This window comes from Sneathiella limimaris, from assembly GCF_012932565.1.
Lineage (GTDB): Bacteria > Pseudomonadota > Alphaproteobacteria > Sneathiellales > Sneathiellaceae > Sneathiella > Sneathiella limimaris.
This window is the reverse complement of the sequence record NZ_JABBYJ010000001.1, coordinates 1,818,700-1,840,641: the sequence shown is the minus strand read 5'-3', so window position 1 is coordinate 1,840,641 and position 21,942 is coordinate 1,818,700. Positions and strand designations below refer to the sequence as shown.

General features: G+C 48.0%; 26 protein-coding genes, 1 tRNA gene and 1 pseudogene. 4 read left to right on the top strand and 24 right to left on the bottom strand.

What is annotated here, in order from left to right; translation table 11 throughout:
• Positions 1 to 70: 70 nt before the first annotated feature.
• Together HH301_RS08925 and HH301_RS08920 are read right to left on the bottom strand one after the other, a co-directional pair.
• Positions 71 to 157, bottom strand: a tRNA-Leu gene (locus HH301_RS08925).
• Between the two features lie 113 nt (positions 158 to 270).
• Positions 271 to 519: a FliM/FliN family flagellar motor switch protein gene (locus tag HH301_RS08920; protein WP_169568552.1), complete on the bottom strand. Its 249-nt coding sequence runs from the start codon at positions 517 to 519 to the stop codon at positions 271 to 273.
• 119 nt (positions 520 to 638) lie between these two features.
• Between HH301_RS08920 and lipB the strand changes: the two genes are divergently transcribed.
• Complete coding sequence (gene lipB, locus HH301_RS08915; protein WP_169568551.1) at positions 639 to 1,304, top strand: lipoyl(octanoyl) transferase LipB; 666 nt, start codon at positions 639 to 641, stop codon at positions 1,302 to 1,304.
• Here lipB and HH301_RS08910 read toward each other — a convergent pair.
• The 6 genes and pseudogenes from HH301_RS08910 to HH301_RS08890 all read right to left on the bottom strand — a co-directional run bounded on the left by HH301_RS08910 (position 1,273) and on the right by HH301_RS08890 (position 6,593).
• Positions 1,273 to 1,551 (bottom strand): acylphosphatase, encoded by a 279-nt coding sequence (locus HH301_RS08910; RefSeq protein WP_169568550.1) that lies wholly within the window; start codon positions 1,549 to 1,551, stop codon positions 1,273 to 1,275. The two genes, lipB and HH301_RS08910, sit on opposite strands and share 32 nt — an antisense overlap.
• Before the next feature lie 9 nt (positions 1,552 to 1,560).
• On the bottom strand, positions 1,561 to 2,169 hold the full coding sequence (locus HH301_RS18005) for a DUF2118 domain-containing protein (protein WP_476712900.1): 609 nt from the start codon (positions 2,167 to 2,169) through the stop codon (positions 1,561 to 1,563).
• 87 nt (positions 2,170 to 2,256) lie between these two features.
• Positions 2,257 to 3,528: pseudogene (locus HH301_RS08905) on the bottom strand (acetyl-CoA carboxylase biotin carboxylase subunit); the annotation flags it as partial.
• 19 nt (positions 3,529 to 3,547) lie between these two features.
• Positions 3,548 to 5,080 (bottom strand): acyl-CoA carboxylase subunit beta, encoded by a 1,533-nt coding sequence (locus HH301_RS08900; RefSeq protein ID WP_169568548.1) that lies wholly within the window; start codon positions 5,078 to 5,080, stop codon positions 3,548 to 3,550.
• A gap of 39 nt (positions 5,081 to 5,119) precedes the next feature.
• The gene (locus HH301_RS08895) at positions 5,120 to 5,815 is read right to left on the bottom strand and encodes an ATP12 family chaperone protein (RefSeq protein WP_169568547.1); all 696 of its coding nucleotides are present in this window, start codon (positions 5,813 to 5,815) and stop codon (positions 5,120 to 5,122) included.
• A gap of 109 nt (positions 5,816 to 5,924) precedes the next feature.
• Positions 5,925 to 6,593, bottom strand: coding sequence for an HAD-IA family hydrolase (locus HH301_RS08890; RefSeq protein ID WP_169568546.1), 669 nt, complete (start codon positions 6,591 to 6,593; stop codon positions 5,925 to 5,927).
• A 173-nt stretch (positions 6,594 to 6,766) separates the two neighbouring features.
• Here HH301_RS08890 and HH301_RS08885 point away from each other — a divergent pair, with 173 nt between their 5' ends.
• Both HH301_RS08885 and HH301_RS08880 read left to right on the top strand, forming a co-directional pair.
• Positions 6,767 to 7,378, top strand: a complete 612-nt coding sequence (locus HH301_RS08885) for a glutathione S-transferase family protein (protein WP_169568545.1) — start codon at positions 6,767 to 6,769, stop codon at positions 7,376 to 7,378.
• Positions 7,379 to 7,464: 86 nt separating this feature from the next.
• The gene (locus HH301_RS08880) at positions 7,465 to 8,385 is read left to right on the top strand and encodes a DMT family transporter (protein WP_169568544.1); all 921 of its coding nucleotides are present in this window, start codon (positions 7,465 to 7,467) and stop codon (positions 8,383 to 8,385) included.
• A 33-nt stretch (positions 8,386 to 8,418) separates the two neighbouring features.
• Here the strand turns inward: HH301_RS08880 and leuA are convergent, their stop codons facing one another.
• The 5 genes from leuA to HH301_RS08855 all read right to left on the bottom strand — a co-directional run bounded on the left by leuA (position 8,419) and on the right by HH301_RS08855 (position 14,586).
• Complete coding sequence (leuA, locus tag HH301_RS08875; RefSeq protein WP_169568543.1) at positions 8,419 to 10,089, bottom strand: 2-isopropylmalate synthase; 1,671 nt, start codon at positions 10,087 to 10,089, stop codon at positions 8,419 to 8,421.
• A 402-nt stretch (positions 10,090 to 10,491) separates the two neighbouring features.
• On the bottom strand, positions 10,492 to 11,490 hold the full coding sequence (locus HH301_RS08870) for an RluA family pseudouridine synthase (protein WP_169568542.1): 999 nt from the start codon (positions 11,488 to 11,490) through the stop codon (positions 10,492 to 10,494).
• Positions 11,487 to 11,864 (bottom strand): fluoride efflux transporter CrcB, encoded by a 378-nt coding sequence (crcB, locus tag HH301_RS08865; RefSeq protein WP_169568541.1) that lies wholly within the window; start codon positions 11,862 to 11,864, stop codon positions 11,487 to 11,489. The genes HH301_RS08870 and crcB overlap by 4 nt, the downstream gene beginning before the upstream one ends.
• A complete protein-coding gene (locus HH301_RS08860; RefSeq protein WP_169568540.1) occupies positions 11,861 to 13,180 on the bottom strand; it encodes an AAA family ATPase in 1,320 nt (439 codons plus the stop codon). The genes crcB and HH301_RS08860 overlap by 4 nt, the downstream gene beginning before the upstream one ends.
• Entirely contained in the window at positions 13,177 to 14,586 is a 1,410-nt protein-coding gene (locus HH301_RS08855) for a Do family serine endopeptidase (protein ID WP_169568539.1), read from the bottom strand. Before HH301_RS08855 ends, HH301_RS08860 begins: the two co-directional genes overlap by 4 nt.
• A 137-nt stretch (positions 14,587 to 14,723) precedes the next feature.
• Between HH301_RS08855 and HH301_RS08850 the strand changes: the two genes are divergently transcribed.
• Positions 14,724 to 15,206, top strand: coding sequence for a hypothetical protein (locus HH301_RS08850; protein ID WP_169568538.1), 483 nt, complete (start codon positions 14,724 to 14,726; stop codon positions 15,204 to 15,206).
• 72 nt (positions 15,207 to 15,278) lie between these two features.
• Here HH301_RS08850 and rplQ read toward each other — a convergent pair whose 3' ends face one another.
• The 11 genes from rplQ to rplF form a co-directional block, all read right to left on the bottom strand.
• Positions 15,279 to 15,713, bottom strand: a complete 435-nt coding sequence (gene rplQ / locus HH301_RS08845) for a 50S ribosomal protein L17 (RefSeq protein ID WP_169568537.1) — start codon at positions 15,711 to 15,713, stop codon at positions 15,279 to 15,281.
• Between the two features lie 53 nt (positions 15,714 to 15,766).
• Positions 15,767 to 16,777 carry a DNA-directed RNA polymerase subunit alpha gene (locus tag HH301_RS08840; protein WP_169569545.1) on the bottom strand — a complete coding sequence of 337 codons (1,011 nt, stop codon included), beginning with the start codon at positions 16,775 to 16,777 and terminating at the stop codon, positions 15,767 to 15,769.
• Positions 16,778 to 16,868: 91 nt separating this feature from the next.
• Positions 16,869 to 17,258, bottom strand: coding sequence for a 30S ribosomal protein S11 (rpsK, locus tag HH301_RS08835; protein WP_169568536.1), 390 nt, complete (start codon positions 17,256 to 17,258; stop codon positions 16,869 to 16,871).
• 1 nt (position 17,259) lies between these two features.
• Entirely contained in the window at positions 17,260 to 17,628 is a 369-nt protein-coding gene (gene rpsM, locus HH301_RS08830; protein WP_169568535.1) for a 30S ribosomal protein S13, read from the bottom strand.
• 102 nt (positions 17,629 to 17,730) lie between these two features.
• On the bottom strand, positions 17,731 to 18,381 hold the full coding sequence (locus HH301_RS08825) for an adenylate kinase (protein WP_169568534.1): 651 nt from the start codon (positions 18,379 to 18,381) through the stop codon (positions 17,731 to 17,733).
• Positions 18,378 to 19,724 (bottom strand): preprotein translocase subunit SecY, encoded by a 1,347-nt coding sequence (gene secY / locus HH301_RS08820; RefSeq protein ID WP_169568533.1) that lies wholly within the window; start codon positions 19,722 to 19,724, stop codon positions 18,378 to 18,380. Before secY ends, HH301_RS08825 begins: the two co-directional genes overlap by 4 nt.
• A gap of 58 nt (positions 19,725 to 19,782) precedes the next feature.
• Positions 19,783 to 20,259: a 50S ribosomal protein L15 gene (gene rplO, locus HH301_RS08815; protein WP_169568532.1), complete on the bottom strand. Its 477-nt coding sequence runs from the start codon at positions 20,257 to 20,259 to the stop codon at positions 19,783 to 19,785.
• A gap of 29 nt (positions 20,260 to 20,288) precedes the next feature.
• Entirely contained in the window at positions 20,289 to 20,480 is a 192-nt protein-coding gene (gene rpmD / locus HH301_RS08810; protein ID WP_169568531.1) for a 50S ribosomal protein L30, read from the bottom strand.
• Positions 20,473 to 21,018 carry a 30S ribosomal protein S5 gene (gene rpsE / locus HH301_RS08805; protein ID WP_169568530.1) on the bottom strand — a complete coding sequence of 182 codons (546 nt, stop codon included), beginning with the start codon at positions 21,016 to 21,018 and terminating at the stop codon, positions 20,473 to 20,475. The genes rpmD and rpsE overlap by 8 nt, the downstream gene beginning before the upstream one ends.
• A gap of 12 nt (positions 21,019 to 21,030) precedes the next feature.
• Positions 21,031 to 21,393, bottom strand: coding sequence for a 50S ribosomal protein L18 (gene rplR / locus HH301_RS08800; RefSeq protein WP_169568529.1), 363 nt, complete (start codon positions 21,391 to 21,393; stop codon positions 21,031 to 21,033).
• A gap of 9 nt (positions 21,394 to 21,402) precedes the next feature.
• Complete coding sequence (gene rplF, locus HH301_RS08795) at positions 21,403 to 21,936, bottom strand: 50S ribosomal protein L6 (RefSeq protein WP_169568528.1); 534 nt, start codon at positions 21,934 to 21,936, stop codon at positions 21,403 to 21,405.
• Positions 21,937 to 21,942: the final 6 nt, after the last annotated feature.

Genomic DNA, 21,942 nt, shown 5'->3' with positions numbered 1-21,942 from the left:
TTGATTTTTATAATTATATTTCCAAGTGGTTGGGCAACAAAAAACCCCTCCTGTTCCCAGGAGGGGTTTTTGGTGCGGTCGAGAAGACTCGAACTTCCACCCGTGTTACCGGACAGCGACCTCAACGCTGCGCGTCTACCAATTCCGCCACGACCGCTTGAGGTAGAGGGGAAATATCAAATACTTGCCAGCATAGCAAGTGCAGATTTGATTATTTTTTGAAGGAGCGGTTTTTTATCCCGCCATTGTGCCTTTGGAACACAAAAGAGATTAAATATCCTGTTGATTAAGGCCAATTTTGTCGGTGATTGAAACACCAATATTGTCATCAACCACAATAATCTCACCATAAGCGATGGGTTTATTATTCGCGAGTACCATTGCATCGTCATCAACGCCAGTATCCAGCTCAATAACAGCACCACGACCCATTTTCAGCAGCTGATGGATCGGCATAATGGCTTTACCAAGCACTACCGAAATCTCAACATCCACGCCTTTGATTGCTTTATCTTCCATACCGGCACCTAAAAGTTTGTGACCTCAGACAACTATCGCGCATTTATGGTTACATTTTTCTTAACGCTTGAACAATATCTACTTTGCCCCTTTTTAAACGCAAGTGCTATAAGACATCCATGCATGAGATCGAATGGAAAATTTCAGATAACTTAGTTCCCTACGAGGAAGCCCTCGCTTTTATGGAAGAGCGTGCCGTCGCAATCCGGGAAGGTACTGCACGGGAAATGATCTGGCTGCTGGAACATCCGCCTCTTTACACGGCCGGAACCAGTGCCAAATCTGATGATTTGGTTAGCCCGGATAAGTTCCCGGTTTATGACGCTGGACGTGGTGGGCAATATACCTACCACGGACCTGGTCAGCGAATTGCTTATGTCATGCTGGATCTAAAGAAAAGAGGATCTGACATTCGGGCATTTGTGCAGGATCTTGAAGCCTGGATAATTGATGTTCTGGCTCAGTATCAGATTAAGGGTGAAATCCGCGAAGGGCGTGTCGGCGTTTGGATCTCAAATGGATCGCGCGAGGACAAAATCGCAGCAATCGGTGTTCGGGTTAAGCGCTGGGTTAGCTTTCATGGCATCTCCATCAATGTGGAGCCTGATTTGAACCACTATGATGGTATTGTCCCATGCGGAATTTCTGAGTTTGGCGTCACATCTCTTGTGGATCAGGGAATCCCCGTCTCTTTGCCTGAGTTTGACATTGAGTTGCGCAACAGTTTTGAAAAAGTGTTTCTGGAAGATGGACTTAAAGGGTCGATCTTGCCTCAAATCCTCTAAGGCTCTCATCAACGCCCACTGACTTAGTCTGAATGTCTTTCACACGGGCGAGCAACGGCCCATCCCAGCATTTTTCCTGCATCTTCAGGAGACGATCTTCACCGCCCTGAAAAACAGCCTCGACAGAACCGTCAAGACGGTTGCGGACCCAGCCCGTGACACCCAATTTTCGAGCGGTATCGACTGTCCACGCCCGATAACCTACCCCTTGCACGCGGCCGGTTATTCTGGCGTGAACAGCAATCATCACATAATCCTATTCGAACTCTAGGATCACTTCGTCAACGGCAAGCGTATCACCTGCTTTTGCCTTAACAGCTGAAACAACGCCGTCCTGTTCAGCACGAAGAATATTTTCCATTTTCATCGCTTCGACGACGGCAAGTGGATGACCCGCTTTGACCTCATCCCCTTCTTCAACATTGACCGAGACAATCATCCCTGGCATCGGACATAGCAGGAATTTGGATAGGTCAGGCGCTTCTTTAACTGGCATCAGTTGAGCAAGCTCTGCCATCCGAGGTTTACGAACAGCCAAACTAATTACAGAGCCTTTGTAAGTGACTTCAACGGCTCCCTTGCTGCGTTGGATCAAGGCAACAACCTCTTCCCCATTTACATCAGCCGTCACCCGGCGCATGCCCGGTGCCCAATCAGAGCGGACAGCAAGAAGCTTCGAGCCAAATTTGACTTCCAAACCGTTTGCCTGATCTTGGACTTGAACCTCAGTATGTCTTTCAAGACCTTCGCTTACAACCCAGTCGGCTCCAAGCGAGCTAGCGACATTCTCGAAGTTACGGGCCTGGCTTCTTAATTCCACCAATACCGCAATCGCGATGGCTGTTTCGTAATCGTCACTACTCAAATCAACACCGTGAAACCCTTCCGGATATTCCTCAGCGATGAAACCTGTAGTGAGACGACCTTCCTGGAAACGAGGATGATTGCAAACCGCATTCAAGAAATTGATGTTGTGTGCAATACCTTTAACCTCATAGGCATTCAGGGCTTTAATCATCGCGTCAATGGCGGTCTGACGATCCTCACCGTATGTGCAGAGCTTGGCAATCATTGGATCATAGAACATGGTGATTTCAGAACCTTCTGTCACACCCGTATCCACCCGGACAGCATCCCCTTCAGGCGCATTGTACCGGCTTAACCGTCCAATTGATGGCAAGAAACCGCGGTAAGGATCTTCAGCATAAAGGCGGCTTTCAATAGCCCAACCTGTCAGCTTCACATCTTCTTGCTTCAGGGTCAGCTCTTCCCCATTCGCTACCCGGATCATTTGCTCGACAAGGTCAACACCGGTTACCAGTTCGGTAACTGGATGCTCCACCTGCAAACGCGTGTTCATTTCAAGGAAATAGAAATTGCGGTCACTGCCAACGATAAACTCAACGGTACCGGCGGAGTGGTAGTCCACCTCCTTAGCCAATGCGACAGCCTGTTCACCCATGGCTTTGCGCAATTCTTCATCGAGAAACGGACTTGGCGCCTCTTCAATCACTTTCTGATGGCGACGTTGAATGGAACATTCCCGCTCACCCAGATAAATGCAGTTTCCATGTTTATCGGCCAGAACCTGAATTTCGATATGGCGCGGATCCAAAACGAACTTTTCGATAAAGATCCGGTCATCACCAAAACTGGAAATCGCCTCATTCTTGGCTGACTGGAAACCTTCACGGGCTTCTTCATCATTAAAGGCAACCCTCATACCCTTACCACCACCACCAGCGGAGGCCTTAATCATGACAGGATAACCAATTTCTGAGGAAATTTTGACAGCGTGATCGGCATCGTCGATGAGATCCATATGACCAGGCACAGTGTTGACACCGGCTGCATGGGCGAGTTTTTTGGACTCAATCTTGTCACCCATAGAGGCAATCGCTTTTTTGCCGGGGCCAATAAACGCGATATCTGCTTTGGCCAAAGCATCAGCAAACGCCTGATTTTCAGACAAGAATCCATAGCCTGGATGAACGGCTTCAGCACCAGTTTGCTTACAAGCATCAATGATCTTATCAATAACAAGATAGCTTTCAGCTGCTGCTGGCGCACCGATAAAAACGGCCTCATCTGCCATCTGCATGTGCATGGCGCCATCATCAGCTTCTGAATAAACCGCTACGGTTTTAATGCCCATCTTCTGCGCGGAGCGAATGACACGACAAGCAATTTCACCACGATTGGCGATCAGGATTTTCTTAAACATTCTTTTCTCTCCCCTCACCTTAAAGCGGAATATTGCCGTGTTTCTTCCACGGATTTTCCAGTTTTTTGTTTTTCAGCATACGCAAGGAACCTGCCACACGGTGACGTGTATTATTTGGCATAATCACATCATCAATAAAGCCACGATGCCCGGCGATAAATGGGTTCGCAAACCGTTCCTGATAATTATCGGTGCGCTGTTTGATTTTTTCATCATCCCCAATCTCTGAGCGAAAAATGATCTCAACAGCCCCTTTTGCACCCATCACGGCGATTTCAGCAGATGGCCATGCATAGTTCACGTCACCCCGAAGATGCTTGGACGCCATAACGTCGTAGGCCCCACCGTAAGCTTTACGGGTAATCACAGTCACTTTTGGAACCGTTGCTTCGGCATATGCATATAGCAGCTTTGCGCCATGCTTGATGATCCCGCCATATTCCTGAGCGGTACCTGGCAGGAAGCCTGGTACATCCACTAAAGTCACGATCGGAATGTTAAAGCAGTCGCAGAACCGAACGAAACGTGCTGCCTTTCGGGAACTATCGATATCCAGACAGCCAGCCAGCACCATTGGCTGATTTGCAACGATACCTACTGTTTGTCCTTCAATCCGGGCAAATCCAGTCAGAATGTTTTTTGCAAAATTAGGTTGGATCTCGAAGAAATCACCTTCGTCAGCCAATTTCTCGATCAGCTCCATCATGTCATACGGCTTGTTGGCATTTGGCGGAACCAGTGTGTCCAGTGACATTTCTTTACGGTCAGCATTATCAAAGCTTTCCCGAACTGGAGATTGCTCCCGATTGGATGCTGGCAGCATGTCCACAAGGCGGCGAACCTCGGTCAGTGCCTCAACATCATTGTCATATGCGTTATCCGCAACTGAGGATTTGCTGGTATGCGTACCTGCACCACCAAGCTCTTCCGCTGTGACAGTCTCATTAGTTACTGTTTTCACAACGTCAGGACCGGTTACAAACATGTAGGAGCTATCCCGCACCATAAAGATAAAATCTGTCATTGCCGGGGAATACACAGCACCACCAGCGCAAGGTCCCATGATCACTGAGATCTGAGGGATAACACCAGAGGCCATTACGTTCCGCTGAAAGACTTCTGCGTATCCAGCAAGACTATCAATACCTTCCTGAATTCGCGCGCCGCCAGAATCATTAAGGCCAATGATTGGTGCGCCAACTTGCACGGCTTTATCCATGACTTTACAGATTTTTTTCGCGTGATATTCAGAGAGTGAACCGCCAAATACTGTGAAGTCCTGAGAGAAAACGAAAACGAGCTTGCCGTTGATGGTTCCATGTCCAGTGATAACACCTTCACCGGTCACCACTTCATTTTCCATACCAAACTCAGTACAGCGATGCTCGACAAACATGTCCCATTCTTCGAAGGAGCCATCGTCCAGCAGAAATTCAATCCGCTCACGAGCTGTCAGCTTTCCTTTGGAATGCTGCGCGTCTATCCGGCGCTGCCCCCCACCCAATCGAGCTTTCGCCCGTTTCTCTTCCAGTTGTTGGATAATATCTTGCATGTCTTCTCCCCGAAGTTTCCCAATCCCGTTGGGCGACCCTCACCGGTCACATAGCTCCAAAAATCGTATTGCTGCAGTCAAGCTCAACTTATTGTTCTTTCTTCGCTTGGTCTGTTCAGCATCCTCACCCCATTGTTCAATAACATGGGTTTCATCCAGTTCACTTATGTCAAACGCCTGGTCAGCATCCAGCTTTTGATCCAGCGCAGCCAAAGTCAGGACAAGCGAGCCTGTCAGGCTTACCACATCATGCAAAGCTGCTAAATGTAAATCAGTCTGAGACGCCACAATATCCGACATTTTCTTAAGGGCTGAAGGATACTGCTGAACATAACCAACACCTGAGGTAACGTTCAAGCGAACCCCGTGCGTGTTTGCCAACCATTCAAGCCAAGGATCCCAGGCTTTACTCTGACGATCAACTAGCTGTTCCGGGTAGGTTGCCCGATAGCACAAGAGATCCGTCTCCCCAAAACCGGAGATTTCTGAAATCACCTTGTCCCTCTGCGGAGTTACCCGGTCAATTGCTGTTGCCGCATAGCGCATGGAAGGCATCGAAAATGGATCAACCTTTTCCGCTTGCGCATCCCATTCCGAAGCAATTTCATCTGCTAGATCTGAATTGGGCAGGATCAATTTTTCCTTGGCTGGCGTCTTAATCGGACGACCATCCAGAAAAACTGTAAACCCGTCATCGACAGGTCCTGTTTCCACCCTTTTATAAAATCGCTTCATATTTATTTTTCTGCTTGGTTATATACATTCAACTAAAGCAAACAGTCGTTTGGTTTATAAGCCCTAAAATCAAAAAAGCAAGCAAAACTAAGAGACTGAAAGCAACCGGCTACTTGATAACCAAAGGGAGCAACTCTGGATACGTGGACAAAATGTGGCTGGCGCCTGCGGCTTTCAAAATGTCTTCCTCATGATATCCCCAATTGACGCCCACTGGGTGACAGCCTGCGTTTCGTGCCAGCATCATATCAAAACTCGTATCGCCAATCATATATGTATCTGCGGCTTCAGCTCCCACTTTCGCCATCGCCTGCTCCAGCATTTGTGGATGCGGTTTCCCTGGATTGGTATCTGGCGTTTGCAAAGATGTAAAATAACGCTGCAGCCCATGCATTTCGATAACAGCATTCAGTCCGCGTAACGACTTACCCGTTGCAACAGCCATTAGCACTCCTGCCTTTTCAAGAGCCTCCAGAACATCAAGAGTTCCCTCAAAGAGGGGTTCTTCGTGATCATCTTGAAGACGATTGTCATGAAAAGCTGCCTTGTAGTTTCCTACAAGTCTGTCCAACAGTTCGGGATCATTTTTCTCTTCCATCAATTGATGGATAGCTCGATCCAAATTAAGGCCTATAACGCCTCTCACATCCTGATGATCAGGTGGGGTCAAACCGCAAGCGTTAAAAGCCAACTCCATACAACGCGTAATATTGTACTGACTGTCCACCAGTGTTCCATCGCAATCAAAAACAACAAGCTTCAATGGAGAGGAATGCATATATCTACCTACTTAGACTATTGAGCCAATTCTTTTACCAAATTCGGTCAAAGATGTAAGCCCGCAACCTTGGCAACTGTGAGATTAATTTCTCACTTTTCATGTTGAATAGATACGGGTAGTCTTCTTCCTGGACAGGAAATCGAGAACGACTGATAAAAGGCTTTATCTGCATGTATACACTCTATGATTTCTTACCCTCAGGCAATGGCTACAAAGTCCGGCTTCTTCTGACACAACTTGGCATTCCCTTTACCTATGTGGAAAAAGATATCCTTGAGGGGGAAACCCGAACGGATGACTTCCTCAAACTCAATCCGAATGGGCGTATTCCGCTCCTCCAGTTGCCGAATGGCGATACATTGGCGGAATCCAACGCAATCCTGAACTATCTAGCTGAAGGAACAAAATTTCTGCCGACTGACCGGTTGGAAAAAGCCCGCGCTCTCCAATGGATGTTTTTTGAGCAGTATAGTCATGAGCCCAATATTGCTGTTGCCCGCTTTTGGCTCACTCATGGAACCATGACTGCCGAGCAGAAAGCCCTTATGCCTGAAAAGCAGAAAGGTGGGTATGCTGCCCTAGACGTGATGGAACAGCAATTATCTAAAAGCCCCTATTTGGTTGGCGGCGCCTATACTATCGCTGATATTGCCCTTTACGCCTATACCCACGTCGCTGAAGAAGGTGGATTTGATTTGGCAAACTATCCGGAGGTGAGAGCCTGGCTCGCCCGGGTGCGCTCACAACCTGCTCATATCCCGATTACGAAGTCACCTGAATAAGAAAACGGAAAACGGGAAGCTTTTTACCCAAAGTTCCCCTAGCTTCTCAAATCTATAAATCACCTGAAATTGGATTGAAATCCGTTATGACTTTATTCAATTGGCTTCTTCTGGCCTTTCTCTCTTTTCTCTGGGGCGGGTCGTTCTTTTTTAATGAGATTGCCTTGACCGGCTTTCCCATTTTCACTGTCGTTTTTGGCCGAGTGTTTATAGCGGCGATTTTACTAATTCTAATCCTTTACTGGAAAAAAGTTTCAATCCCCTGGAGTTGGCCGCTTGTCCTTTCATTCCTGGCGATGGGTCTAATTAATAATGTTATCCCCTTCTCCCTTATCGTAGCAGGTCAAACCGAAATCACCAGCAGCCTGACCTCTGTGTTAAATGCAACCACACCGTTATTTGCTGCCCTTGTCGCCCATTTTGCTACGACAGAAGCGTCGGAGAGATTAAATCTGAAACGTATTGTTGGCATTGGCCTTGGGATCATTGGTGTCGCCATTTTACTAGGTCCAAAGATCGGTGAAATCGGTTTCTCCGGAAATGAAGTCCTGGGTCAACTTGCCATACTCGGCTCTAGTTTCTCATACGGGATAGCCGTCGTATTTGGGCGGCGGTTTGGACGCATGGGTATTTCCCCACTCGCAACAGCAGCGGGTCAAGTGACTGCCTCCAGCCTTTGGCTTTTTCCAATTATTCTGATCGTGGATAGGCCTTGGACCTACTTAGTATCATCAGGATGGGAAGCAATCTCTGCGATCATCTGCATCGCTGTCTTTAGTACAGCACTCGCATACATTCTTTATTTCAGGCTGATCCAAACTGCTGGTTCGACCAATGCGTCCCTAGTCACGCTGCTTATACCAGTTACTGCAATGCTTCTTGGTTTTCTGTTTCTAGATGAAACAATCACATCCACCATGCTTATTGGGCTATGCGCTATTGCATCAGGGTTGTTGGTTATTGATGGTCGGGTTTTCAAATTTTTAAAAAGAAAAAGCCCGGCGTAAAACCGGGCTTTTCAATTTCAATGCTCTAGAGTTCTATTTGCTGGCACGATTGACCGCGCTTGTGATGGCTTTCAAGGAAGCCGTCACAATGTTGGCATGACGCCCAACACCGAATACGGGGTTACCGTCCGCATCCCGCATTTCAACATAGGCAACGGCAACAGCATCTGCACCAAATCCGGTAGTGTGCTCCCGATAGTCGTTTACAGTAAGGTCAACATCCAAATTGCTCTTCAGAGCGTTCATATAGGCATCAATTGGACCTGTTCCTTTTCCTTCAATCGTCTTTTCAGCGCCATTATACCTAATGGTCGCTGACAGCATCCGACGGTCAGCAGAATCTGTATCTACAGTAGTCTGGTGATTCAGGAACTCAATGGGTCCACCCGTTTCAAGGTATTCCTTTTCAAAGGTTTCATAGATAAACGCAGAAGACAGCTCCTTACCTGTCTCATCAGTAATGCCTTGAATGGTCTTGCTGAATTCAACCTGCAGCATACGGGGAAGTTCGATGCCATAATCTTCCTGCAACAGATAAGCAACACCACCTTTACCAGACTGACTATTGACCCGAATAACCGCGTCATAGTTACGCCCCAGATCCTGAGGATCAATTGGCAAATACGGAATTTCCCAAAGTTCGCTATTGGACTGTTTCAAGGCTGCGAAGCCTTTCTTGATCGCATCCTGGTGAGAGCCGGAAAATGCTGTAAACACCAGCTCGCCGCCATAAGGGTGACGCGGATGAACTGGCAGCTGGTTACAATACTCAACGGTTCGAACACTTTCGTTGATATCGCTGAAGTCCAGCTCTGGATTGACGCCTTGTGTGTACATATTCATGGCAATGTTAATCACATCCACATTACCTGTACGCTCACCATTACCAAACAATGTGCCTTCAACCCGGTCAGCGCCCGCCATAATTCCAAACTCAGCGGCAGCAACTCCCGTGCCGCGGTCATTATGCGGATGCAAGGACAGGATGATCTTCTCTCGATCTGGCAAGTTCCGATGCATCCATTCGATTTGGTCGGCATAAATGTTTGGTGTTGCCACCTCGACCGTTGCTGGCAGATTGAAGATAATCTTGTTGTCGACGGTTGGCTTCCAGATTTCCTTCACAGCAGAACAAACCTCACAGGCATAATCTAGTTCTGTCTGTGTGAAGCTTTCGGGAGAATATTCCATCTGGACTTTGGTTTCAGGCATTTCGTCGGCCAGTTTGCGGACGAGTTTAGCGCCTTCAATCGCAATTTTCTTGATGCCCTCGCGGTCCATATCGAACACAACGCGCCGCTGCAAAGTTGAGGTGGAGTTATAAAGATGGACGATTGCTTCTTTTGCGCCTTTGATGGATTCAAACGTGCGGGTGATTAATTCCTCCCGAGACTGGGTCAAAACCTGAATTTTGACACCATCTGGAATTTCATTGTTATCGATCAGGTAACGCACAAAATCAAAGTCGGTCTGAGACGCGGATGGAAAGCCAACTTCAATTTCCTTGAAACCCAGATGAACCAAATGACGGAACATCCTTAGCTTTCTTTCATGTCCCATCGGCTCAACCAATGCCTGGTTGCCGTCTCGTAAATCTACGCTGCACCAGATCGGTGCTTTATCAATAACTTTGCTTGGCCATTGACGGTCCGGCAAGTTAATTGGCTCAAACGCTTTATACTTTTCACCAGGAATAAAACTCATTTCCGTTTCCTCAAGTCTTTGTGGCAGCTCGTCTCTGCCTGAATGTCTCATTACGTCGGTCTTGTTGTTGTTTTTCCGGTCATCAGCTTTCAGGTGTCACGCTGAAGACCGCCCATAAGTCGAGAGAGCCCCCCGAATGAGCCCTCATGGCCATTCTGGACGCTTAAATCTGCTGAAATTTTAATTTGTGATAAGTCAGACCAATTGGTCTTAATTGTCTGCATTTGAGTTCTCGATTAACTGTCTTTTAGAACAAAGGACAACGTGCCCCGGCACTCCTAAAGTACCGGGCTAGTAAGTCGTAGTAGTAGTCCTGACAGTCGATCAATTTTCATCATGAAAGAAAAATGATGGCTAAGCCCTGATTAGTCAAGTCAAAAGGTAAGCAATTCCAGCTATTTCCTAAAATCCCAGTTCTTCAAAAGGATCTTCATAGTCATTTTCATGGAACCCCATTAACTTCCAGGTAGCTGCCATATGCTGTCCTAAAGGTGCAACGACGGTCAAATCTCCCCCTTTAGGATGCGAGATGGTAATCTCTCTGGCATGAAGGTGCATATTTCGAGAAATTACGCCTTCCAAGAAGGCTTCACTTCCACCGTACTTTCCATCGCCAACGATAGGCGTTTCTATTGCAGCACAATGAACACGGAGCTGATGCGTCCTCCCCGTCAGCGGCTTCAACGCAAGCCAGGCCGCTTTCGTACCAGCGACTTCCACCACCGAATAATCGCTCACTGCGGATTGCCCGTCCCGATCCACTACAACCTTTTCACCAGCGGACGTCACCACCTTTGTCAGGTTATAGGAGATTGTTGCCTGAGCAGGCTTCGGCACACCAGCAACCAAAGCCCAATAAATCTTGCGAGTTGAGCGCTTCTTGAAGGCTTCGGTCAGATGTTTTGCCGCTTGACGAGTACGGCCAATAACCAGCACGCCAGAAGTGTCCTTATCAAGCCGATGAGTTAGTTTTGGTCGCTCATCATAGTCAAAGCGCAATCCATCCAATAATCCGTCAATATGTCGAAGCTGCTTGCTGCCCCCCTGAACGGGGATGCCAGCGGGCTTGTTCAACACAATCACATCATCATCCATGTGCAGGATCATTCCGCGAATTTCGGCAATATCACGATCACTTAAGGTCAATTGTTCTTTTTCTGGCCGTTTCTTAGCCGCATTCGGATTAAACGCGTCATCAGGCAGCGGAGGGATTCGAACGACTTGTCCAGCCTCAAGCCTGTCTTTAGCCTTAGCCCGTTTCTTATCAACGCGGATTTCCCCTTTGCGCAAGAGCTTCTCAAGCTGGCCATGAGACAAGCCCGGATAATGGTTCTTAAACCAGCGGTCCAAGCGTTGGTCCGCTTCGGCTTCTGTCACATCTATGTGCTGCACTCTACTCATGATAAACCCATACGCATCAAATAAAGGCCTGCGAAAAGGCCCCCAATAGAAAAAACGACAGAGGCTGCAATATAGCCGCCTGCTGCTAAATACGCTCCTTTCTGCATTTGAACTGCAACATCCAAAGAGAAAGTTGAAAAAGTTGTGAACGCTCCCAAAAACCCTGTTACCAGAAGGCTTCGAACTTCAGGCGAAGGAGACCAACGAAGCGCCATATATTCAATTAGGGCTCCCATCAAAAAAGAGCCAAGAATATTGACAATGAGTGTCCCGAAGGGATAGCCATGCCCCAAAAGACGACCCACAAGTGACCCCATTCCAAAACGGGCACAGGCACCGACAGCCCCGCCTACAGCTATGGAGAGATACATCATTTATTTCCATCTCCTTCTTGCTGACGTTTTTTTCTTAATCGGGCCCAATAGTCAAGCCGCTTCCCAATGTCCCGCTCAAAACCGCGTTCGACCGGAGCATAATATTGCTGTCGCTTCATTGAATCCGGAAAATAATTCTGACCGGAAAATCCATCTTCAGCATCATGATCGTAAGCATAGCCTGTCCCATATCCGATTTCCTTCATCAAATTGGTTGGGGCATTCAAGATATGCTTTGGTGGCATATGCGACCCATTTTTTCGGGCAGACTGGCGGGATAGCTTAAAGGCTGCATAAGCCGCATTGGATTTAGGTGCTGTCGCCAAATAAATCACAGCTTGCGCAATTGCTAAATCACCTTCTGGACTTCCCAGGAACTGATAAGCTTCCTTCGCCGCGTTTGCTTGAACAAGCGCTTGGGGATCTGCCATCCCAATATCTTCAACGGCAAACCGAACTAATCGCCTTGTAATGTAGAGTGGATCCTCTCCCCCATCCATCATCCGCGAAAACCAATAGAGGGCTGCATCCACATCTGAACCTCTCAATGATTTGTGCAGAGCACTGATCAGGTTGTAATGGCCCTCTCGGTCCTTGTCATAGGCGGGAGCTCTTTTTGACACCACACTGAGCAGACCCTCTGTATTAAGTTGCCGATCACCCGTTGCGAAAAGAGTTTCCACCATATTCAGGAAAAAGCGGCCATCACCATCCGCCAAATCAAAAAGCTTTAAACGAGCTTCATCATTCAATGGGATCTTACGACCTTCCAGTTCTTCAGCTTTTCCCAGCAAAATCTCGAAGGATTTTTCCGTGTGCCGCTCCAATACAAGAATCTGACACCGAGACAACAACGCCCCATTTAATTCAAAGGACGGATTTTCTGTTGTCGCCCCGACAAGAGTGATCGTCCCATCCTCGACATAAGGAAGAAAGCCATCCTGTTGCGAGCGATTAAAGCGGTGAATTTCATCCACAAAAAGAAGCGTCGCTTTCCCATTTTGCCGGCGCAGCTTTGCCGCCTCAAAAACCTTTCGAAGGTCGGCAACTCCTGAAAAAACAGCTGAGACTTGCTCAAAGTAAAGATCCACTTTTTCTGCCAGCAGCCGAGCGATTGTTGTCTTGCCTGTTCCTGGAGGGCCCCAAAAGATTAAAGACGGCAACCAATTTGCTTCCAGCATACGGTGAAGGGTCCCACCTTCCTTTAAAAGATAATCCTGCCCGACAACCTCTTCAAGGGTGGCCGGACGCAAACGATCTGCTAAAGGCCTGCCCTTGCCAAATTCATCAGCCGCTTTTCCAAACAAATCACTCACCGGCTTATTCTCAAACTGGCTAGGCGTCCATTACGCTGGATCGTAATATCCCAACCCTCTTTTGCCTCTACCAATAGGCTTTGAAGCTGCACTCCAGTTGTTGCCTTCACTCCGTTTACACTTACGATGATGTCACCCGGACGCAAACGATGTCTTTCACCAAAACTACCTTGTTCAATATCTGTTATCACAACACCAGATAAGAAGGGGGATAAGCCTATCTCCTGAGCGAAAGCTGGCGACAAGGTCCCAACAGTGATCCCTGCAAGAGGCTGGGAACCCTTCAACTCTGTCAGCTCTCGCGGAGGTATTTCCGGCGCTGGCTTCAACAGTATTTGCAAAGTCATCTCGGAGCCATCTCTTACTATGCCGAGCTCTGCAATTGTATCAATAATTCCTGTAGAGATACGGAATAAAAGAGCTCGCTCGTCAATAACCTCATATCCATCGACAGAAAGGACAATATCATTGGGCAACAAACCACCCCGCTCGGCAGCACTTCCTGGATAGACCTCACTGATCAAAACACCCTGGGGTTTCTCTAGTCCCAGGCTTTTCGCCATTGCACTATTCAGGCTTTGTCCCTGTGCACCAAGCCAGGGCCTAATAACACGTCCGCTCGCAAGACCATTTTCCATGACTGACTGCACAAGATTGGCTGGGATCGCAAAGCCAATACCAAGAGAACCTCCCCCTTTACTAAAAATAGCGGAGTTTATTCCAGCGAGGGTCCCATCCATTGTAAGTAGAGCTCCACCCGAATTTCCTGGGTTAATCGCCGCATCAGTTTGAATGAAACTCTCGATATCTGCGGCGGCCCCTGTAGTTCGGCCTAGAGCAGAAATTATACCACTAGTGACGCTTTGACCCACACCGAAAGGATTGCCAATAGCGATTACAAGATCACCTATTTCAAGGTCATCAGAGTCATGAAACTTCAGAAAGGGAAGCGCTTCATCTTCAACATTTATTTTCAGGATCGCCAAATCAGTCTCTTCATCCTCTAACAGCACACTCGCTTCGAACTCGCGGCGATCATTCAGGGCAACGGTAATTTCGTCAGCGCCTGCTACCACATGATAGTTTGTCACAACAACACCATCACTTTTAACGATCACTCCAGAGCCCAATGAGTTCTGAATTTTTTCCCTCTTTTGAGGTGTCCTAAAGCCTTTTCCAAAGAACTGCTCAAAAAAAGGGTCATTGAAGATACTTGGCCGCGCACGCTGACTAACCCGCTTCTTGGTGAATATATTGACGACAGCTGGCGCGGCTTCTTTGACAAGCGGTGCAAACGAAAGCGTGATCTCATCCCGATTGCTGGGAACCTGTCTATTTTCGGCAACCACAGTAGTCACGGAAATCAATAACAGGCAGAATGCCCCTAATAAATGTCTCGCTTTCATTTTCGATTCACTCAATTTTTCCGCTGTTTTGCTCATAGTGAAAAACAAGCTGCTCACACCATCTACAGTTGCTCACCAATTTGCCTTAATTGGACCGTAGTCTTTTCAAGGTCAATTAACAAGATCTGGAGATACCCTTGAAGTTTCTTATGATATTGGGAGCTGTCGCTGCAGTTCAAGCGACCATAACATTCCAAGTTGTTCCTAGTGTTTCTGCCGCCCAACCGGTCATGATTGCAGATAAGAGCAGTGGAAACCTAGCACAACCCTTTTTCACAGATCAGGAGAAAAGGATAATTCGGGACTTTTATGACATCATTGTCGGGAATGACCGTGATGGTGACCATAAATCTGGATCCAAAGGTGCCAAAGGGTCCAAGAAAATGCCTCCAGGTCTCGCCAAGAAGAAAGAACTACCGCCTGGCTTAGCCATGCAGCTGGAAAAAAACGGTACCCTGCCACCTGGCGTGGCTAAAAGGGACTTACCAAGTGATCTTCAATCCCGCCTTCCTCATCGACTGAGCAAGTATAAGCGAGTCGTAGTTGATGAAGATATTTTACTCATTGAGATTGGAACCGAGATCATTCTTGATATCTTGCGCGGTGCGGCGCGCAAATAAGAGCCAAGCAAATGAACAACAAAAAAGGCAGCTCAGAGGCTGCCTTTTTTCTCGTTTAGTGAAGTCTGTCAGTTATGCAACTGCTTCAGCTTCCAAAACTTCGTCATCTTCACCCATTACTGGGCCACTGTCCTGACCTTTAGCGTCAACGTCGCGGTCAACCAACTCGATGATGCCCATAGGAGCTGCGTCGCCTGTGCGGAAACCAGCTTTAAGGACGCGAGTATAACCACCGTTACGCTCTGCATAGCGTTCTGCCAAAGTTGTCATCAGCTTGTCCACTGTCGCTTTTTCAGAAACAGCTGCCAACAGCTGACGCCGAGCGTGCAGGTCGCCGCGCTTGCCAAGTGTGATCAGTTTTTCAACAATCGGACGAAGATCTTTTGCCTTCGGCAGTGTTGTTTTGATTTGCTCATGCTTGATCAGGGCTGCTGCCATGTTGGCAAACATCGCCTGGCGATGAGATGAACTTCTGCTGAACTTACGTCCAGATTTACGATGCCGCATAATTCTACTCCAAAGCAGTTGGGGGACCCTTCCCCCGTCCGCGTGTTAAAGTCTTAGTCTTCAGAATACTTCCGAGCCAGCTCTTCTACATTTTCAGGTGGCCAGTTCGGGACATCCATTCCGAGGTGCAGGCCCATACCTGCGAGAACGTCTTTAATCTCGTTCAGAGATTTCCGTCCAAAGTTAGGTGTGCGAAGCATGTCTGCTTCTGTCCGCTGAACCAGATCACCAATGTAAGTGATGTTGTCGTTCTTCAAGCAGTTTGTCGAACGTACTGTCAATTCCAACTCATCAACTTTTCTAAACAGATGACGGTTCATTTCTGGTTCTTGCTGCTCTTCTTCCTGAACAGTTTCTTCAGGCTCGTCGAAGTTAATGAACAGCTGGAATTGCTCCTGCAGGATCCGAGCCGCAAACGCAACTGCATCTTCTGGAACAACGGTTCCGTTTGTCCGGACGTTCAATGTCAGCTTGTCATAGTCAAGGATTTGACCTTCACGCGCTGCTTCCACTTTGTAGGAAACATTGGTGACCGGGCTGTAAAGGCTATCAATCGGGATCAAACCGATTGGAGCGTCTTCTGGACGGTTTTGCGGGCCAGGTACATATCCCTTACCGCTATTAATGGTCATTTCCATGTTAATGGTTGCACCATCGTCCAAATGCATGATGACACTCTCAGGATCCATGATTTCGATATCTGGACCTGTTTCGATCATACCAGCGACAACCGCGCAAGGACCTGAAGCTTTCAAGCTCACCCGCTTCGCACCCTCAGCATGGCTACGAATCGCCAATTTCTTCAGGTTCAGAATGATATCGGTGACGTCTTCTCTAACTCCTGGAATGGAGGAGAATTCGTGCAGAACATTGTCGATCCTGATGGACGTAATCGCCGCCCCCCGAAGGCTGGACAGAAGCACACGACGCAGTGCGTTTCCGAGTGTCAGCCCGAAGCCTCTTTCCAGAGGCTCCACAACAATGGTGGCCTCGCGACCACTATGTTCACCCGATTCAACTGTCAGGTTCGCCTGGATTAGGTCTTTCCAGTTTTGTTTTGGTATAGACACGGTGTTGACCTCATGCTTAAGCAGACCCGCTCTGGGTCTGCGACATCTCTAAATAGCCAGTACAGATTGTACTGCCAACTTCCCCTTAAACCCGGCGACGCTTTGGTGGGCGACAACCATTGTGAGGGATCGGAGATACATCCCGAATGGAAGTAATTGTAAAGCCAACTGCCTGCAGGGCACGAAGAGCTGATTCTCTTCCTGAACCTGGACCCTTAACTTCAACTTCCAGAGTTTTCATTCCATGCTCTTGCGCTTTCTTGCCTGCATCTTCTGCAGCAATCTGCGCGGCGAATGGAGTAGATTTCCGAGAACCTTTAAAACCCTGTGAACCAGCTGAAGACCAAGCAATTGCATTGCCCTGTGCATCAGTGATCATGATTTTGGTGTTGTTAAAGGTTGCGCTTACGTGAGCGACACCTGAAGTGATGTTCTTACGTTCACGGCGGCGAATACGAGCTTTATCACGTGCCATGTTACTTCTTCTTTCCAGCAATAGGCTTGGCCGGACCTTTACGGGTACGGGCATTTGTATGTGTCCGTTGGCCGCGCACTGGCAGGCCACGACGATGGCGCAGGCCGCGGTAGCAACCTAGATCCATCAGACGCTTGATGTTCATAGCTGTTTCACGGCGAAGATCACCTTCCACAGTATGTTCAGCATCAATCACCTCGCGGATGCGAACGACTTCAGCATCGCTAAGCGCGTTCACGCGAGTTTCTTCAGCAAGACCTACAGTCTTACAAATTTCTTTGGCTTTGGTTGTACCAATGCCATGAATATAAGTCAGGGCAATATGCACCCGCTTATTCGTCGGGATATTAACACCAGCAATACGAGCCACGCTAGCTTCTCCTATTCACCAAATTCGGGCCGAAGCGACCCGTTCTCTCGAGCGCCTCTGAGAAGCGCGCGATTATATAAAGTTGTTCTAAGTAGTCAACACCTAGATCGAACTAATTACACCTTCGATCTGACGTGTGACTTCGTCTATTTCGGCCATCCCGTCAACCTGCTTAAGGATGCCCTTTTCCCTATAATAGGGTAAAAGTGGTGCGGTTTGTTTGTGATAGGCTTCCAACCGGGACTTTACAGTCTCTGCCTTATCATCACTGCGACGGGAAAATTCTGTCCCACCACACTTGTCGCATACACCTTCTTTAGCTGGTTTCAGGAAAGTATCGTGATAACCAGCCCCACAATTGGCACATGTATAACGGCCTGTAATCCGTTCTACAAGTACTTCATCGTCGGTTTTCATCTCAATCACTACATTCAGTGACAGATTCTTTTCAGCCAGCATCTTGTCAAGGGCTTCCGCCTGGGCTTCCGTTCTTGGAAAGCCATCCAGAATTGCACCTTTTTCACAGTCTGGCTGATCTAAACGATCAGAAATGATTCCGGTCATAATATCATCCGAAACCAGTTCCCCTCGTTCCATTACAGCTTTTGCTTTCAGGCCAATTTCTGTGCCTGCTTTAACAGCAGCGCGCAACATATCACCTGTAGAAAGTTGCACGATGCCATGTTTGTCCTGCAGTCTTTGTGCCTGTGTGCCTTTTCCGGCTCCTGGTGCACCTAGCAGAATGAGAATCATTTACGTCGCCCCCCGAGATTCGATTTCTTGATAAGCCCTTCATACTGGTGTGCCAGTAAGTGGCTTTGTATTTGCGCTACAGTATCCATCGTGACAGATACAACAATCAAGAGAGAAGTTCCGCCGAAATAAAACGGGACTGCCCATTGTGAAATCAAAAGCTCAGGAAGAATACAAACCAGAGATAGATAGGCTGCGCCTACAACAGTCAGTCTGGTCAAAACGAAATCCAGATACTCAGATGTTCTTTTTCCAGGACGAATTCCTGGCACGAAGCCACCATTCTTCTTCAGATTATCAGCAGTGTCATCAGGGTTAAACACAACAGCAGTGTAGAAGAAGCAGAAGAAAACAATCCCGATGATATACAGCAGCATGTATAGCGGCGTACCATGACCAACCAGAGTCGTGACAGAAGATAGCCACTCAGGTCCACTGCCTGCAGAGAAACCTGCAACTGTTGCCGGCATCAACAGGAGAGATGAGGCAAAAATCGGTGGAATCACGCCAGCTGTGTTGAGCTTCAATGGCAAATGTGAATTCTGACCACCATATGTCTTGTTGCCCCGCTGACGCTTCGGATACTGAACAAGGATCCGGCGCTGGGCGCGTTCCATGAAGACGATGAAGCCGATTACCAGAACTGAAAGAACCAGCAAAGTCAGAATTACGATTGTTGAAAGTGCGCCTGTCCGGCCCAGTTCCAAGGTTCCGACAAGTGCGCCTGGCAAGGCTGCAACAATACCGGAGAAAATAATAAGTGAAATTCCGTTACCAACACCGCGCGCGGTAATCTGTTCACCCAACCACATTAGGAATACAGTACCACCTACCAGCGTAATGACTGTAGTGATTCTGAAGAACATTCCAGGATCTGCAACCGCAGACTGCCCAGTTGAAAGTGACATTCCTTCAAGACCAACCGCAATACCATACCCCTGCAAGGCAGCCAGAAGAACTGTACCGTAACGGGTGTATTGGTTAATTTTCTTACGCCCCTGCTCTCCTTCTTTCTTCAACTGTCCCATCTGTGGAGAGATGGAGGTCATCAGCTGCATGATAATAGAAGCAGAGATATAAGGCATGATGTTCAATGCAAAAATGGTCATACGCCCTAGCGCACCACCAGCAAACACATCGAACATGCCGAGAACACCACCGGAGTTTTGCGAAAAAACATCGGCAAGAACAGTCGGGTCTACCCCAGGGATAGGGATATAGGTCCCGATCCGATAGACGATCAACGCAAAAAGCGTGAACCACAAACGCTTCTTCAACTCAGTTGCTTTTGAGAAAGCACCAAAGTTCATATTGGAAGCCATTTGTTCTGCTGCAGATGCCATGAAATGTTACTCCAGATTAAAAGGGCAGCTATTGAGCTGCCCTACACTTGTTCCAGCTTTAGCCTTCAGCTTTTTCTTGATTGAGAAGCGTAACTGAACCGCCAGCTTTCTCAACAGCCTCGATAGCGCCTTTAGAAGCACCACTGACTTCGAAAGTGACTTTAGCTTTCAGTTCGCCTTTGGCCAGCAGACGGACACCGTCTTTAACCTTACCAACAACTCCAGCTTCCTGAAGTTTGGCAATCGTAATAGTGTCCTTGGCATCAAGTTTTCCAGCATCGATTGCGGCCTGAACACGGCCCAGATTTGCGACAGCAAATTCTTTGCGGAAAATATTTTTAAAACCACGTTTTGGCAGACGACGGTGGATTGGCATCTGACCGCCTTCAAATCCCTTAATCGCTACACCTGAACGTGATTTCTGACCCTTTTGACCGGAACCGGAAGTTTTACCTTTACCGGAGCCGATACCACGGCCAACGCGTTTACGGTTTTTGGTCGCACCCGCGTTATCAGACAATTGATTCAATAACATATCTCAAGTTCCTTATCCGACGGGTCGGCTTAAGCTTCTTTGACCTGCACCAGGTGCTGAACTTTCCGGATCATGCCACGAATGGAAGGTGTATCTTCCACTTGAACAGTCCGGTGCATTTTGTTCAGACCCAGGCCAACCAAAGTTGCCCGCTGTGATTTGTGACGGCCAATTGGGCTGCCAGTCTGTGTTACAGTAATTGTGCTTTTAGACTTAGGCATCTTCAGCCTCCTTCGCAACACTCTCAGCGCGACGTCCAACAATTTCTGAAACTTTCTTGCCACGTTTGGCCGCAACCTGACGTGGAGAGTTCATGTTTTCAAGCGCTTCAAAAGTCGCTTTCACCATGTTGTATGGGTTGGAAGTTCCAACAGACTTTGTCACAACATCATGAACGCCAAGAGCTTCAAAGATCGCACGCATCGGGCCACCAGCAATAATACCAGTACCTGGAGGTGCTGCACGCAGCATCACACGACCGGCACCGAAATGTCCCTTCACATCATGGTGAAGAGTGCGGGCTTCGCGAAGTGGAACACGGATCATTTTGCGTTTGGCTTCTTCTGTCGCCTTACGAATGGCTTCAGGGACCTCACGCGCTTTACCGTGACCGTAACCGACACGACCGTTCTGATCACCAGCTACTACCAACGCAGCAAAACCAAACCGGCGACCACCTTTCACAACCTTGGCCACACGATTGATGTGGACAAGCTTTTCGACGAACTCTGAATCGCCTTTTTCTGCTTCTGGTCTCATTTCATATACCCCTTAGAAGGACAACCCGCCTTCACGGGCGGCATCGGCAAGGGCTTTCACCCGGCCGTGATATTTATAAGCTCCGCGGTCGAAGGCAACGGTTGTGACACCGGCTTTGACGGCACGCTCTGCAATCAGTTTACCAACTTCAGCAGCTGCGTCTTTGTTGCTTCCTGACTTCAGCTTGTCGCGCAGATCTTTGTCCAGAGTTGACGCTGCTGCCAGTGTTTTTCCAGCAGTATCATCAATGACCTGAACATAAATCTGTTTGTTTGTCCGGTGAACAGACAACCGAGGACGTCCACCGCCAACTTTGCTGAGACGTGCCCGGTTTCTACGACGTCGACGCTCAAACAATGCATTTGAATTTGCCATGGCTCTATCCTACTTCTTCTTACCTTCTTTGCGGAAGATGTACTCATCCGCATATTTAACACCTTTACCTTTGTAAGGTTCTGGTTTCCGGTATGAACGAATTTCCGCAGCAACCTGACCAACGCGTTGCTTGTTCGCACCGCTGATTTCAATCGCTGTTGGAGAAGGACATTTAATTTCAATGCCTTCTGGAATGTCATAGTTCACATCGTGGCTGAAGCCGAGGTTCAGGTTCAAAGTCTTGCCCTGAACGGCTGCACGATAACCAACACCAACAATCTCAAGCTTTTTAGTAAAGCCGTTGCTGACACCTTCGACAAGGTTGTTCAGAAGCGTCCGCTGCATGCCCCACATCTGACGTGCACGCTTAGAATCGTTAGCAGGTTTTACCCAAACCTGATCGCCATCCTTTTCAACGTTCACATCGTCAACGAAAGTCATGCTCAGGGAACCTTTGCTTCCCTTGGCAGTTACTTCTTTATCGTTAAACTGCAGTTCTACACCAGAAGGAATAGAAACTGGATGCTTACCAATTCTAGACATGTTCCC

Bases quoted from the DNA above. Each gene is read 5' to 3' on its own strand.
- HH301_RS08920 (WP_169568552.1), bottom strand. From the start codon at position 519: ATGGAAGATAAAGCAATCAAAGGCGTGGATGTTGAGATTTCGGTAGTG.
- lipB (WP_169568551.1), top strand. From the start codon at position 639: ATGCATGAGATCGAATGGAAAATTTCAGATAACTTAGTTCCCTACGAG.
- HH301_RS08910 (WP_169568550.1), bottom strand. From the start codon at position 1,551: ATGATTGCTGTTCACGCCAGAATAACCGGCCGCGTGCAAGGGGTAGGT.
- HH301_RS08900 (WP_169568548.1), bottom strand. From the start codon at position 5,080: ATGCAAGATATTATCCAACAACTGGAAGAGAAACGGGCGAAAGCTCGA.
- HH301_RS08895 (WP_169568547.1), bottom strand. From the start codon at position 5,815: ATGAAGCGATTTTATAAAAGGGTGGAAACAGGACCTGTCGATGACGGG.
- HH301_RS08890 (WP_169568546.1), bottom strand. From the start codon at position 6,593: ATGCATTCCTCTCCATTGAAGCTTGTTGTTTTTGATTGCGATGGAACA.
- HH301_RS08885 (WP_169568545.1), top strand. From the start codon at position 6,767: ATGTATACACTCTATGATTTCTTACCCTCAGGCAATGGCTACAAAGTC.
- HH301_RS08880 (WP_169568544.1), top strand. From the start codon at position 7,465: ATGACTTTATTCAATTGGCTTCTTCTGGCCTTTCTCTCTTTTCTCTGG.
- leuA (WP_169568543.1), bottom strand. From the start codon at position 10,089: ATGAGTTTTATTCCTGGTGAAAAGTATAAAGCGTTTGAGCCAATTAAC.
- HH301_RS08870 (WP_169568542.1), bottom strand. From the start codon at position 11,490: ATGAGTAGAGTGCAGCACATAGATGTGACAGAAGCCGAAGCGGACCAA.
- crcB (WP_169568541.1), bottom strand. From the start codon at position 11,864: ATGATGTATCTCTCCATAGCTGTAGGCGGGGCTGTCGGTGCCTGTGCC.
- HH301_RS08855 (WP_169568539.1), bottom strand. From the start codon at position 14,586: ATGAAAGCGAGACATTTATTAGGGGCATTCTGCCTGTTATTGATTTCC.
- rplQ (WP_169568537.1), bottom strand. From the start codon at position 15,713: ATGCGGCATCGTAAATCTGGACGTAAGTTCAGCAGAAGTTCATCTCAT.
- rpsK (WP_169568536.1), bottom strand. From the start codon at position 17,258: ATGGCACGTGATAAAGCTCGTATTCGCCGCCGTGAACGTAAGAACATC.
- HH301_RS08825 (WP_169568534.1), bottom strand. From the start codon at position 18,381: ATGATTCTCATTCTGCTAGGTGCACCAGGAGCCGGAAAAGGCACACAG.
- secY (WP_169568533.1), bottom strand. From the start codon at position 19,724: ATGGCATCTGCAGCAGAACAAATGGCTTCCAATATGAACTTTGGTGCT.
- rplO (WP_169568532.1), bottom strand. From the start codon at position 20,259: ATGTTATTGAATCAATTGTCTGATAACGCGGGTGCGACCAAAAACCGT.
- rpmD (WP_169568531.1), bottom strand. From the start codon at position 20,480: ATGCCTAAGTCTAAAAGCACAATTACTGTAACACAGACTGGCAGCCCA.
- rpsE (WP_169568530.1), bottom strand. From the start codon at position 21,018: ATGAGACCAGAAGCAGAAAAAGGCGATTCAGAGTTCGTCGAAAAGCTT.
- rplR (WP_169568529.1), bottom strand. From the start codon at position 21,393: ATGGCAAATTCAAATGCATTGTTTGAGCGTCGACGTCGTAGAAACCGG.
- rplF (WP_169568528.1), bottom strand. From the start codon at position 21,936: ATGTCTAGAATTGGTAAGCATCCAGTTTCTATTCCTTCTGGTGTAGAA.